This window comes from Sporosarcina thermotolerans, from assembly GCF_042658975.1.
GTDB classification, from domain to species: Bacteria; Bacillota; Bacilli; order Bacillales_A; family Planococcaceae; genus Sporosarcina; species Sporosarcina thermotolerans.
This window is the reverse complement of record NZ_JBHSRM010000018.1, coordinates 161,512-174,010: the sequence shown is the minus strand read 5'-3', so window position 1 is coordinate 174,010 and position 12,499 is coordinate 161,512. Positions and strand designations below refer to the sequence as shown.

Sequence of the window (12,499 nt, the reverse complement as noted above, 5' to 3'; positions counted from 1 at the left end):
TACGTCAGTGTTCTTAGGAATCTCCCACTTCAAACAAACTGCAAGTTTGTTAAGTGGCGAGAGGTTCAACAGATAGAATATAGAATTTGTTTAAGGGAAAAAGAAGTGAATTTAGGGGGATTGTTGAAATGTTGAATGTTAAAAACTTTGATTTAAAAAAGGCTGATATTTCTGGTTCAAAGTGGCAAGAAGTTAAAGCTGAGAAGCTTGAAATTGACAATGTAAGTTTGGCTAATACAAAAATTAATAACGTAAATATGAGTAAAATGGCTATTAATGATGTAAATTTGGGTGACAGTAAAATATCTAACGCTAATCTATCTGGGGTAGGAATTCAGCATGCAAACTTTAGTAATGCATTTATAGATCATGTTCATTTATTTGGGACGGAATTTCATAATATAGTTTTTCCGGTTGAGGGTGAAGGGAATTTTAATCCAGACGGGCAATATAAACCAATTAGCTTTCTAAATAGTGACCTTACAAAAGGACAATTTAAAAACTGTAATTTATCACACATGGAGATTATTGATTGTGATATTACTGGATTAAAGATTAATGGAATCCTAATTGAAGAATTAATTAAGAACAAATAAGGCACTAATATCGACGAGACAAAAAATGCTACTATTTTAAACTTATTATATATGAATTAACTGGTACATTATAATTCAACATATGGGACAGTTTAGTTCAATAAATTGGAAGGAAAAAGGGAAATAAAACATTTCAGGTTCTCATTGAATTTCAAATTGTTTTAGAACCTGGTACCCTTCACTATGGGTCTTGCGATGTCAGGGATGTTCTATCAGGTATATGATGGTGTGGATGCAGAGAAGCTGAATATGACAATTGAGACGGTGGATCAAAGTACTGGAGAAGTTTTTGGAACGATTGATTATCCTGAGGCATTTGAGGATATGGCGTGATGATTAGGGGTGGGGGGCTTAGTGCTTCTGACTCTTTTCTTTGCCTTTTATAGACTGCCGACTTTTAAAAGATTTCATAATGTTCAATCGATAATTAAATACTAATATGGTAGAATAATAGGAGCAACGGCATATAGCGGATGGACGGTTGGCACTCCCTGGAAAGGGGGTGTTTATATGGTGACATACGAAGCAATTAACATGATGTTCCAATTTGGAATATTTCTCGCAACAGCGGTAGCAACAGTTGTAGCGATGATTGCTCTATACACCAATAGAAAAAAGTAACCACCCACCGCTAACGACCAAGAAAGCAGGGTGATTACTCTTTGTAACACTTTATTTCGATACTGGTCAACCGCTCATCTTGCGGTATGTCCGTTGCACTGACCAGATGTTCCAGCATCTGGTCTCTTCTTATTATATGCTTAGTTTATCACAAGCGAACGAATATTTCATGTAATTACTTATACCAATTAATAAGATCGTTTTGTGATGCTGAAATTCAGCTGAAGATTAATCAATTATGAGAGAACTCTCTTCCTCCTCCCTCTTCAGATACTCTTCCCGCAATTCGGAAAGCGTCTTCCCAGTCTCTTTATGCACAGCAATCATATAAGTTTGTACAATGGACCAATCAATTTCCATAACCTTTCCCAATCGGCAAAGATGGCTTTTTATCATGAGTATCGTCAATTTCGTCTAGTTGTGCAAAAGGTGACGAATAAAATTCTAACGTCATTGATACTTTCCCTTCAAAGGCACAAACCGCACTCCATCCAACACGGTCGTATTAATTTCTCCATCCTCGTTTTTCTCCAACAGCAAGAGTTCCTGTAGAAGGGGTGTCCCAACAGGGATAATCATTTTCCCTCCAAATGTTAACTGGTCCACAAGCTCGTTAGGCAATTGGGCAGCAGCAGCTGTTACCATAATACGGTCGTATGGAGCGTATTCCTCCCAACCGGTGCTGCCGTCATCCAACTTGAAGTGGATGTTAGCGAAACCGGCTTTTTCCAATCGTTCTTTTGCCCGTTCATGCAGGGCGGCAATTCGTTCAATTGTATAGACAGCGCTCGAAAAGGCGGCGAGTAGGGCGGTTTGGAAGCCAGAGCCCGTTCCAATTTCGAGCACTTTTAAATTAGGTTGCAAATCGATTGCCAATGTCATTTCGAGGACGAGGGAAGGCTGGGAAATGGTTTGTTCATACCCAATTGGAATGGCTTCGTCCATATAGGCGAATTCTTTAAGCTCATCCATGAAGAAGCTGCGGTCTAGTTTTTGAAAATACATAATGATGTCTTCTCTTTGATTGGCCATTGGTTATGCACCTTCTTATCGTAGTAGCATCTGCTGCACAGTAATCATTACCTATATAGGGGATTCTAAACTGCATTTGTAAACTTGGTCGTATAAATTCCATTCTTTAGCAAAGGTAAGGTAAAATACAGCATAGGAGGGATTAAGATGAAGTATATTAAATTAACGAATGCAGTTGAAATTCCAATCGTCGGTAGTGGTACAAATACGTATGGTAAAGAGGGAAACCAATATTCAGGTGCCTTAAGAGGAGATACTCAAGAAATCGACTGGGCAATTGAAAATGGCTACCGTCATTTTGACTCTGCTCAATTATATGTAAATGAAGAAGTTGTTGGAAATGGGTTAAAAAAATCCTATCTACCACGTGAAGATTTCTTTATCACTACGAAGTTAAATACATTTCAAGGTTTCGGTGGTGCAGACTGGGCACATGCTGAAATTGAAAAAAGCTTAGAGAAATTACAAACTGACTATATCGATTTATTCCTTATCCATAAACCATGGGATAATCATGCTGAAATTTTGGAGGCTTGGAGTATCCTCGAAGACTACCATAACCGCGGTGTGTTTAAGTCAATTGGTGTTTCCAACTTTGAAAAAGAACATCTTGATATAATTCTTGAAAATGGCAACATTAAACCGGCTGTTAACCAAATTAAATCCCAAGTCGGAAATTGGAATGAAGAATTAATTGCTTATAATAAAAGTAATGATATTGCAACTGTCGCATGGTCTCCACTACGCGGTATCGATGAAACGGTTAGGCAGGTTTTAGAAGAAATCGGTAACCAATACGGAAAGACATACGCACAAGTTGTTTTACGTTACCAAATTGAACGTGATGTGATCGTCATTCCTAAGTCTCATAATAAAGATCGCCAAGCACAAAGCCTAAATATTTTTGACTTCGAACTAACAGCAATCGATCGTGAGCGTATCGCTGCCCTATAAGTGACAAATTGCTTCAGCCTTGATAGACACGATGAAAAAGCATATGCCCATAGCCGGGCATATGCTTTCAATCTTATATTGGGGCACTGCAGCATCCTCGAATTCAAACTTATTCCATGTCAATTTCTTCAGAATCGATCCTCGTTATAGTAAAACCTGTAAATCCGTAAATGAGTGTGAATACTGGAGTAATGAATGCCAAGAAACAGAAGGGAATGAAAGCTGCCGGACTTACTCCGAGTGTTGCAGCTGCAAATATAGAATTAATGCTCCAAGGAAATAATGCCGCACTTTGCGTTGCGGTATCTTCAATCGTTCGCGAGAGGTTTTCGGGTCTTACGCCAAACTGCTTATACAGAGGTTTCATTAAAGTACCGGTGATTGCGGCTGCAAAGCTAATAACACCGCTCGCACCGACAGTGATATAACTTACGATTACTGTGGTGGCGATTAATCCGCCGACAGATTTAATGCGACTTGCAAACGCATCAAGTATTGTATTCAGTGCGCCCGAGCCCTGAAGAAGCCCCCCTAAGCCCAGTGCAAGGAGAAATAATGCTACGATTCCTAACATGCTGGAGACGCCGCCCCTTTGCAGCAAAGAATCCATCGCAGCAATTCCCGACTCAAAACGATATCCAGTATAAAGTGTATTTAAAGCGGTGGAGATTGTATTCCCTTGATAGACAATAGCAATAAATCCGCCTGTAAGTGCTGCAACAAAAATTGAAGTTACGGCAGGCTTTTTTAGAACAAGCAGAACGATTAAAACAAGGATAGGAATTAAAGGAACAAAACCTAAGTTAAACCCTTCACTCAGGTAACCTAAGATGGCGTCAATGTCGGAACTGTTCGCGGAACCGTCACGGGTGAAGTCAATCACCCCAAAAATAATCGCTGTCAGAATATAGGCAGGTACCGTGGTCCACAGCATGTGTTTAATATGTTTAAATAAATCGCTACCGGACATTGCGGCCACAATATTCGTAGAGTCTGACAGGGGTGACATTTTATCCCCGAAATAAGCACCGCTTATGATTGCACCCGCTGTCATTCCCGGGGGAACGCCTAATACATGGCCCATCCCTATTAAAGCAAGCCCTGCAGTGCCCATTGTGCCGAAGGAAGTTCCTGTACCCAATGAGACAATTGAACAAAAGAGGAGGGAAGTGAGCAAGAAAAATTCAGGCGAGACCAACTTTAAACCGTAGAAAATCATTGTCGGGACTGTACCCGCTAAAATCCATGCGCCAATTAGAGCCCCGACAGCCATGATGATCAGAATAGGATTCATTACCTTTCCCATCATTGAAAACATGAATTCTTCAACTTGCTTATAGTTGTATCCCAAGCGCATAACGAACGGGATGATCGAAAGCATCGTAATAAACATCATGATCTGGATAGATGCTTTAAAGGCAATCATCCCGACGCTGATCATTAAAACTGCAAGAAGAACAAGCATGATTGAATAGCCAAGAGATGGTTTCACTGTCTTCCTCAATATTTTCACTCCTTTTCGATTTGGTAGTCTTGTAACAACTCGGAAATCCTTGGACAGAAAACATCGGGCTGGGGGACCTGGTCCTCTGCGCTATTAAAATATATTTCTGAAATCCCTTAAATATAACCGATGGAAACGACAGCTATGCACCTACGATTTATTTTGATATCACGTTAGCTACTTTCTTTCAGTTGATCAGCGTTGATCAACGATTTCTGCTGTCATATTTTATTGTGTATAAAGTTCTTCTGAAATCCATACAACGTACACACGATGTACACAGGCGTACTTTATACTAAATTTAGAAGCGTAGTTAGTCGAGATATGGACTCAGTCTATTTAAGTCTCTAACTTGAAATTAGATAGACGAGGAGGAAGGAACAAAAATCATAGTAGCTCCAATTAGTGATTTGTATTTTACTCAGTTAAAACAATTTTAGTAGGAGATAATAATGAATAAGATAAAAAATAAGAAGAGTACCTTATTGTCAATAATAGGAATGGTTTTTATTGGTATAATCGGCTTAACTGGATGCAGTTTTGCGACAAACGACGAAGCAAAAAATGATACTGAACCTAAAGAGGTAGTTAATCCTAATGTTGTCACTGAGCCTGATCAAGGTGCTTCAGAGCCATACTTTGGTGAATGGATTATTAATCAGGTGCAAGCTTATGGAATAGGCACATATAGTCGTGAAGATGCAGAGAGTTTAATAGGGAAAACTTTAATCTTTACAGCTATTAAAGCAAGTTATTTTGGAGATCAACCCTCAGCCATAGAAAAGGTGGCTATCAATCCTATTTACACCGAAACGATTATTTCAGAAAGTGATTTCGTAGAACAAAATCGTATCCCTTTTGATCTTTTAGGAATTAAAGCACCTATTACAGAAATTAATGTTTCAGATTCAAATGGCCATGTTGCTACATTCTTCATAAAAGATGATAATACATTAATTATAACCGGTGGTGGCACCTATTTTGAGCTTATTAGGAAAGGCACAAAAAATCAGTAGATAATGTGATAGATGTGGAGCGTGCGGCCATGAAACGAAGGATATTGTTAGTCGAAGATGACATGCTTATGCGTGAGTTTATAACGGATTATTTTAAAAAGGAACAATGGGAAGTGTACGAAGCGGAGAACGGAAAACTCGCGCTTGAGATTTTCGAACAAAATTCGATAGACCTAATTGTTCTAGACATCATGATGCCAGAAATGGATGGGTGGTCGGTATGCAGGCGCATTCGAGAGAAATCCAGCATACCTATTATTATCATCACGGCAAGAGTGGAAGACGATGATCATTTGATGGGGTTCGAGCTTGGTGCCGATGAATATGTGACGAAGCCCTTTAGTCCGAGGGTATTAGTAGCTCGTGCTACCGCATTGATGAAAAGAACGGAAGGAACAACCGGGCGTGAAGGAGAGCTGTTTACATGTGGGAATCTAACGGTGAACAAATTGGCTCATACAGTTTCCGTGTCGGGAAATACGATTTCTCTGTCGCCGAAGGAATACGATTTGCTCCTCTTTCTCATCAAGCACAACGGTAAGGTTTTGCCCCGTGAATATATTTTAGACTCGGTATGGGGGTACGATTATTTTGGAGACTTGCGGACAGTAGACACCCACATCAAAAAGTTAAGAGCCAAACTTGGGGACGAAGGCCGATATATACGCACTGTCATTCGCGCGGGCTATAAGTTCGAGATAGAAGGATGAGAAGGCATGGCGTTGTCCTTAAACTTTTCGTTGTAACGTCTATTCTGATTATGATTGTTTTTTCCTTTGTAATGTTTGCAGAAGGCTTGTTTTTCGAGCGGTTTTACCGAATGTCCAAGATCCATACAATTGAAGAGAACATGAACCACTTTGCAGAGCAATACAAACAGGTTGATTCCAATAAAAATCAGATTTCAAGCTTGCTCGGTACATTTATGAATGAAAATGATGCAAGTACTTCAATCTTAAATAATCAGTTTGAACAGATAAACATAGATCCTTATTTTTTAGAGTTGCAAACAGACAGTCAGGCCGTTACAATTCTGATCCCTGCGATGACGTTAGATGCTATTCCGAATGGGATTCAAATCGGTGAAACACTTGTGGTCGATGGGATCTTCATGGATGAAAATGATTCCATCATGCAACTTATTGCCATACAGCAGGAAACCGAAGACCTTGGTCAAGGGTTGACCCGAGTTGAGGGGAAGATAACGGATCTATTGCTTCCTGAGAAACGCTCGTATAACCCTCTCCATCAGGATGCACTTATCTATGAAGCGCTCCGGGACTTGATTCCGAATTTGGAACAATATGAGTCTCGTTTGCAGAACGGTTCGCCTGTTCAGGTGGAATGGATAGATAATTGGAGCGGTGTACAATACGCTGTTCTCATTCAATCACTAAAAGGAAATAAAAATGATGATCGTTATTTATTTGTCATGACTTCCCTGCAGCCAGTCGGAGAAGCAGTCGAGATACTCATGCAGTATTTTGTTTATTTGACGCCAATCATTCTCGTGCTCATCATTATTCTGTCTTTCATTTATTCCAGAATTGTATCACGTCCGTTAGTAACGCTAAACCGCGCCGCAGCACGTCTTGCCAAGTTAGACTTTGCCGTGGAGCCCGAGATCCATTCGAAAGATGAATTCGGTGAGCTATCGCGTAATCTAATTGCGTTGTCTCAGAACTTAAAAATGACCTTGAAAGAGCTTACCGATAGTAATGGTAAACTACATGCGGAAATAGAAGAAAAACAGCGATCCGAGCAACTTCGTAAAGAGTTGACTGCTAACATCTCCCATGAATTGAAAACCCCTTTAGGCATTGTGAAAGGTTTCGCGGAAGGGTTGCAAGACGGGGTGGCTGACGACAAAAGAGACCGCTACCTGAGCCACATTGTGAATGAAACCGATCGGATGAATGCGTTAATCATGGATATGCTGGAGCTTTCCAAATTCGAGGCCAAGGTCATTCAATTAAAATTAAGAAGCGTATCCATAACAAACCTTATTCAACATGTAGTTGATTCGTTATCTCATCAGTTGGAGAGCAAGAACCTTAAATACAAGCTTTACAAAGAAGAAGAACTTTTCGTAAACGTAGATGCAAGAAGGATTGAACAGGTTGTTCTGAACTTATTGAGTAATGCCATTCGACATGCAGAGGAGAACAGTGTCGTGACCATTCGTATCGAGAGGACATCTACTAAAGAGGTAGTCATAATAATCGAGAACACTGGACCAGCCATTACAGAGAACGATTTGAGCCGGTTATGGGACCATTTCTACCGGGTTGAAGATTCCCGGGGTCGTAGATCTGGAGGAACCGGTTTAGGACTCGCGATCGTCAAACATATCCTTGAACTTCATGATAGCGAGTTTGGTGTGGAGAATACCTATCAAGGCGTTGCATTTTCTTTTACCTTAAATGAAAGCGGAGGAGAACAACATGAATAACAAGAAGATTATCTATATCATTTCAGTTCTATGCGCGCTGCTAATGATAAGCGGTTGTGCAGGAAAATCACAAACTGGCGCAACAGATACAGTTAACGCACAGCCAGTTGAAAGTACTCAAGACGACAGCACCACATTGGATGATGATTCAGCAAGTACCGACGACGATGAAATATTAATTATTATCGATCAGACCCCAAAACCGATGGAGGGATATAGTTTTGATTTCGTAGTGAAACAGGTCCCAGAAGGGTTCGCTCTAGCCGAAATGCAGTGGATTACCCCGCATACTATTATTGCAGATTCGGTTCAAGATGCCATTGAAAACGGAGCTAATGGGGAATTTGGATTTTACATTAGTGGGAACGGACAATATTCCGGCTTCATCTATCCGGATTATATGGAGGGCCAGGAAGGCCAGGTTGTATTTCTATTTAAAGATGATCAAGGCAATGAGTTAACTTGGAAAAAGGAATTAACTTTGTAATGAAGGCTATTTTTGATTGAGTAAAGACAAGGGGATGATCCACATAAAAAAGTTGAAAATTTTAGTATTAGCTGCGCTCGTCTTATCGACTCTTACTGCTTGCAGCATGCGGCAGGAAGAAAATAGTCCAGTGAACGTAGTGCCGAGTGAAAGCATTACTGTTAATGGAAACAAATCCACTGATACCGACCTACCCTCAATTTCCATTGAAAAAATCGATAAATATGAGGGAATGGAAATTACTGATTGGTTAAATGAAGAGACTGTTGTCCTTTCAAAGGAAAACGAAGAGCTTCAAAAAATGAGCCTCTTAGAGAATTCCGAATCCTACCCTAAAAGCATATACCTCTATAATCTGCATACGAAAGAATACAAAACAGTAAAAGCCCAAAAGAATATGTTTCTCGGCGGGGCGACTTTGTCTCCCGACAAAAAACACCTATTATACTATGAATACTCTATTGGAGATATCGCCTATTATCTGATGAGCATGAACGCCGTGGAACAATCTACCGTGCCGGAGGACAATCTTGGAATCGCTTATACGGCCGAGTGGACTGACGATCAAAATGTAATCGGTGCTTCCTTTTACGGTGGTGCATATTTGGCTGATACGAGTAGGAATCTTACTCAGATTGCCGAGCTGCAGGAGGAGCAATTGTTCACGGTGAAAAAAACACAGGATAAAATCTATTATATAACGACTGATGGCCCCACCTTCCAGTTATATATGCTTGATCTCGTGACCAAAGTAAAAAAGAATCTGAAGGTGGAAAATGCGGAGGGAATCACGCTCTCGCCCGATGGGAAGCAAATGTTGATTACCCAAGGAACGGAATCCACAAGAAGGCTTTTTCTTGCTGATGCCGAGGCAAACGTTTTAAGAACAATCGCCGAGGGTTCTGAAGTGACCGATGCTTCCTGGTCTCCTAACCAGCAGATGATCGCATACCAACTCAAATCTAACATCAACGGCGTAGACACTAACGGACTCTATTTGTACGATGTAGTAACTGATAAATCCGTACAAGTTGCAGCGAATGTCGGAAATGCTAACATCCGATGGAGCCCTTCTGGTAATAAAATTGCCGTTACAGAATTAGATGAAAGAAACTATAACAGCAGTATTATATATTTGAAATAGGGTAAATGATCGAGTGTTTGTTAGGGTTTAATAATGAAAAAACAGTGAGTAAATTGAAGTGAATCCTGTCGTTCCACAATAAAAAAATCCATCCTTGAGTGGCCGCTCATATCGGATGGATTAGTTTATCCCACTAGCTGATCCCGTTGAATGGAACCTGCTATTGGATTTTAGAGACCGTCTATTGTATCCGCAATAGGTGGTCCTTTTTAGTTTATTCATTGTCAGCAATTATATGCAGATACCCCTCTCATGGGGCAGTTTTTTTGATATTACAACCAAATTACCTACCGTCCACTACTTCACCTTTAATGAAACAAGCGCATTGTGTATGGCTTCGAGTTTCGTTTCAAGCCGGTGCAAGAGATAAAAGGATACAAAAATCGGAAATCCGATTTGTTGTATGAAAGTTAACCATTGTTCCATTTTGAATCCGCCTCCTTCATTTTTAATGTAATGAAAAGGCTCCCCAGGGGGCCGGGGAGCCACTTTTCATTACGCTTTTACAAGTTCTTCTACAGTACGTCCAATAATGCGAGCGCCTCTTACGGTTGCAAGAAAAGAGCCATCCACTTCAAACACTTGCGAAGCGATAATCTCCTGCATAGCTGCTTCTACTTCAGCTGGTGTTAATCCAGCTTTTGGCTCGTCCACTGTTAGGGATGTCTGTTTTCCCGCAGCAGTCGTGAAGTTCAATTGTAATGATTTCGCCATTCCTCATCACCCCTTTCTACTTAGTCATAATGTCTGCTGTTTCTTGCCTTTCCACTTAGTTCATAATGTCTGCTATTTCTTGTCTTTCTGCTCCGATTAATGGATATTCGGAGAGCTGTGCCAATTGTGTAAGGGCAATGTATAGGTTGTCAGCCGTCGCCCCTTCTGCGATGTTACGGTAGGATTTCGATTTTCGGATCAATTTCCCATCCTCTGTCATACCAGCATCGAAATACACCTTTCCAACTGCATGTCTAAATTCGATTGTCGCCATCTGCTTTCCCCTCCTTTCACATACTATATAGACTTGAAATGAGGGAAAGGATACTTTCTTCGTGTATTTTTTTGAAAAAAGTTTTGAAAAAGTTTTTAAAAGGGTTTTTATGTCCAGTGCCTATTACCTTATCTGAAATGAATTGCATAGAATGTTCTTATTAATCTTGCTATGGTAGAATGATTGTGTGCAACCGAATATTGATAGGGTGGTTGGTTGTCTCTCTTCTTTCCTTTTAGGCTGTTATTATTAGATGTTGACATGGAGTAAACTCCATCTTTTAAAGTATGAGTAACAATAAAAGATGGGGAGTGTTAGTAGTGGAGATTTTCACGTATGGATTAATAGGGTTTTACGCTGTATTAACAGGGGTAGCGGGTATACATCAACTGAAAGAAAATGGTTTTCAAGTACAATCAATCTTATTTATAGTCGTATCAAGCGGAATTCTTGGAATGTTATTTATTCCAAACAAAGACTGGATGCTAGTATTGTTACTTCTGGCATTTGTCCTGTTGCAAATATTGGCGGTTGTTCAAGGGGTACTATCAAATGGACGGCTTACGTACACTCATCATATCGTACGATTCCTTTTCCATTGTATACTTGTTTTACTGGTCTATAAATTTATAAAATAATGGGTGATTAACCATGAAAATCGGCGAATTTGCAGCATGCACTGGCCTTAGTAAAGATACCATTCGTTATTACGAAAAAATAGATTTATTACATCCAAAAATAATAAATAAACACCGAGTGTATAGCGAGCAAGACATCGAAATAATTGCTACAATCCGTAAACTAAAACTAACCGGGTTTTCACTTCAAGAAATTAAATTGCTTTTTGACTTGTCGCAAAATACCGATCGAAATAAAGAACTGACCAAAGAAGAAATCCAAAAGCTTCAGAAAGTAAAAATAGTATTTGAGAATAAATACAAACAGATAGTTGAAAAAGAAGAACAGATTAAACAAATAAAACAAGTTCTGCTAAGTGCGGATTATAAAATGAAGCAGCTATTAGAAAAAAATAAAGTTGTAGGGAACCTATTATTACCATAAAAATGCCTGGTACAAACGCAATTAAATTGCATTAGTATCAGGCACTTTACATTAGTTCCGATATTTTATAGCCAGTCCTTTTAAGAAGTTCCTCGCGTATCGATCCAGGCACGGTTTATAATTCTTATGCCCTTCTTTTCTCAATACGGCGCTTAGTTCGCCTTTGGATATTGTGATCCCTGCATCTTCTAAAATCTCAAGCATATCCTCACTTGTTAACGCGAGTGCTATTTTCACTTTCTTTAGTAGGAAGTTATTAACATTTTCATTCGTCATGATAGATGCTGATGGAGCTTGGGGTTGTCCCGGTTTTGGCTCTTGTTTGCCTCTTTTATAGATAATAAGGCCATTTAAAAAAGAATCCAACATTTGATTCGTACACTTCATTTGCAATTCATTTTCAGCTTCATCTTCATTTGATTTTGTAAGCAGCATAAGTACATCTTCTTTTGACACTTCAATGCCACCAAGTTTAAAAATATCTACCATCTCGGTATTACTAAAATCCAAAGCATATCGTAATCGAATTAATATATCATTATTATTCATTTGTAGTCCTCCTGTATAATGCTGTTAGTACAAAAAAAATTCATCCTTATTATTGCCCTTTTGTGTGTTACTATTAAGTTCGGCTGCCTGACAC

At 39.6% G+C, this 12,499-nt stretch carries 18 protein-coding genes; 11 read left to right on the top strand and 7 right to left on the bottom strand.

Annotation, left to right across the window (positions count from 1 at the left end; all coding sequences use genetic code 11):
- Positions 1–128 precede the first annotated feature (128 nt).
- The 3 genes from ACFPZG_RS15535 to ACFPZG_RS15525 all read left to right on the top strand — a co-directional run bounded on the left by ACFPZG_RS15535 (position 129) and on the right by ACFPZG_RS15525 (position 1,217).
- On the top strand, positions 129–596 hold the full coding sequence (locus ACFPZG_RS15535) for a pentapeptide repeat-containing protein (RefSeq protein WP_283734328.1): 468 nt from the start codon (positions 129–131) through the stop codon (positions 594–596).
- Between the two features lie 183 nt (positions 597–779).
- Positions 780–929 (top strand): hypothetical protein, encoded by a 150-nt coding sequence (locus ACFPZG_RS15530; protein ID WP_381427852.1) that lies wholly within the window; start codon positions 780–782, stop codon positions 927–929.
- 177 nt (positions 930–1,106) lie between these two features.
- Complete coding sequence (locus ACFPZG_RS15525) at positions 1,107–1,217, top strand: putative holin-like toxin (RefSeq protein WP_283734330.1); 111 nt, start codon at positions 1,107–1,109, stop codon at positions 1,215–1,217.
- A 228-nt stretch (positions 1,218–1,445) separates the two neighbouring features.
- Here the strand turns inward: ACFPZG_RS15525 and ACFPZG_RS15520 are convergent, their stop codons facing one another.
- Together ACFPZG_RS15520 and ACFPZG_RS15515 are read right to left on the bottom strand one after the other, a co-directional pair.
- Entirely contained in the window at positions 1,446–1,577 is a 132-nt protein-coding gene (locus ACFPZG_RS15520) for a hypothetical protein (RefSeq protein ID WP_381427850.1), read from the bottom strand.
- A 90-nt stretch (positions 1,578–1,667) separates the two neighbouring features.
- Complete coding sequence (locus tag ACFPZG_RS15515; protein ID WP_283734331.1) at positions 1,668–2,249, bottom strand: protein-L-isoaspartate(D-aspartate) O-methyltransferase; 582 nt, start codon at positions 2,247–2,249, stop codon at positions 1,668–1,670.
- Between the two features lie 147 nt (positions 2,250–2,396).
- On the opposite strand from ACFPZG_RS15515, the gene ACFPZG_RS15510 reads away from it, so the two are divergent.
- Complete coding sequence (locus ACFPZG_RS15510; RefSeq protein ID WP_283734332.1) at positions 2,397–3,203, top strand: aldo/keto reductase family protein; 807 nt, start codon at positions 2,397–2,399, stop codon at positions 3,201–3,203.
- 109 nt (positions 3,204–3,312) lie between these two features.
- Here ACFPZG_RS15510 and nhaC read toward each other — a convergent pair whose 3' ends face one another.
- Positions 3,313–4,707 carry a Na+/H+ antiporter NhaC gene (gene nhaC, locus ACFPZG_RS15505; protein WP_317940786.1) on the bottom strand — a complete coding sequence of 465 codons (1,395 nt, stop codon included), beginning with the start codon at positions 4,705–4,707 and terminating at the stop codon, positions 3,313–3,315.
- A gap of 452 nt (positions 4,708–5,159) precedes the next feature.
- On the opposite strand from nhaC, the gene ACFPZG_RS15500 reads away from it, so the two are divergent.
- Genes ACFPZG_RS15500 through ACFPZG_RS15480 form a run of 5 tightly spaced genes read left to right on the top strand, consistent with a single transcriptional unit; the run spans position 5,160 to position 9,806 of the window.
- Positions 5,160–5,723 carry a hypothetical protein gene (locus tag ACFPZG_RS15500; protein WP_283734335.1) on the top strand — a complete coding sequence of 188 codons (564 nt, stop codon included), beginning with the start codon at positions 5,160–5,162 and terminating at the stop codon, positions 5,721–5,723.
- Positions 5,724–5,752: 29 nt separating this feature from the next.
- Entirely contained in the window at positions 5,753–6,433 is a 681-nt protein-coding gene (locus ACFPZG_RS15495; protein WP_283734336.1) for a response regulator transcription factor, read from the top strand.
- A gap of 50 nt (positions 6,434–6,483) precedes the next feature.
- Positions 6,484–8,175, top strand: a complete 1,692-nt coding sequence (locus ACFPZG_RS15490) for a sensor histidine kinase (protein ID WP_381427844.1) — start codon at positions 6,484–6,486, stop codon at positions 8,173–8,175.
- Entirely contained in the window at positions 8,168–8,662 is a 495-nt protein-coding gene (locus ACFPZG_RS15485) for a hypothetical protein (protein WP_283734338.1), read from the top strand. The genes ACFPZG_RS15490 and ACFPZG_RS15485 overlap by 8 nt, the downstream gene beginning before the upstream one ends.
- A gap of 16 nt (positions 8,663–8,678) precedes the next feature.
- Positions 8,679–9,806, top strand: coding sequence for a TolB family protein (locus ACFPZG_RS15480; protein ID WP_283734339.1), 1,128 nt, complete (start codon positions 8,679–8,681; stop codon positions 9,804–9,806).
- 297 nt (positions 9,807–10,103) lie between these two features.
- On the opposite strand, the gene ACFPZG_RS15475 is transcribed toward ACFPZG_RS15480, so the two are convergent.
- The 3 genes from ACFPZG_RS15475 to ACFPZG_RS15465 form a co-directional block, all read right to left on the bottom strand.
- Positions 10,104–10,232, bottom strand: coding sequence for a YvrJ family protein (locus ACFPZG_RS15475; protein WP_283732055.1), 129 nt, complete (start codon positions 10,230–10,232; stop codon positions 10,104–10,106).
- A 69-nt stretch (positions 10,233–10,301) separates the two neighbouring features.
- Entirely contained in the window at positions 10,302–10,520 is a 219-nt protein-coding gene (locus ACFPZG_RS15470) for a DUF2922 domain-containing protein (protein WP_283734340.1), read from the bottom strand.
- Between the two features lie 55 nt (positions 10,521–10,575).
- Positions 10,576–10,794: a DUF1659 domain-containing protein gene (locus ACFPZG_RS15465; RefSeq protein WP_283734341.1), complete on the bottom strand. Its 219-nt coding sequence runs from the start codon at positions 10,792–10,794 to the stop codon at positions 10,576–10,578.
- A gap of 287 nt (positions 10,795–11,081) precedes the next feature.
- Between ACFPZG_RS15465 and ACFPZG_RS15460 the strand changes: the two genes are divergently transcribed.
- Positions 11,082–11,432 carry a hypothetical protein gene (locus ACFPZG_RS15460; RefSeq protein WP_381427841.1) on the top strand — a complete coding sequence of 117 codons (351 nt, stop codon included), beginning with the start codon at positions 11,082–11,084 and terminating at the stop codon, positions 11,430–11,432.
- Between the two features lie 13 nt (positions 11,433–11,445).
- Entirely contained in the window at positions 11,446–11,856 is a 411-nt protein-coding gene (locus tag ACFPZG_RS15455; protein WP_283734343.1) for a helix-turn-helix domain-containing protein, read from the top strand.
- 51 nt (positions 11,857–11,907) lie between these two features.
- Here ACFPZG_RS15455 and ACFPZG_RS15450 read toward each other — a convergent pair whose 3' ends face one another.
- Positions 11,908–12,405: a YehS family protein gene (locus ACFPZG_RS15450; RefSeq protein WP_283734344.1), complete on the bottom strand. Its 498-nt coding sequence runs from the start codon at positions 12,403–12,405 to the stop codon at positions 11,908–11,910.
- Positions 12,406–12,499 lie beyond the last annotated feature (94 nt).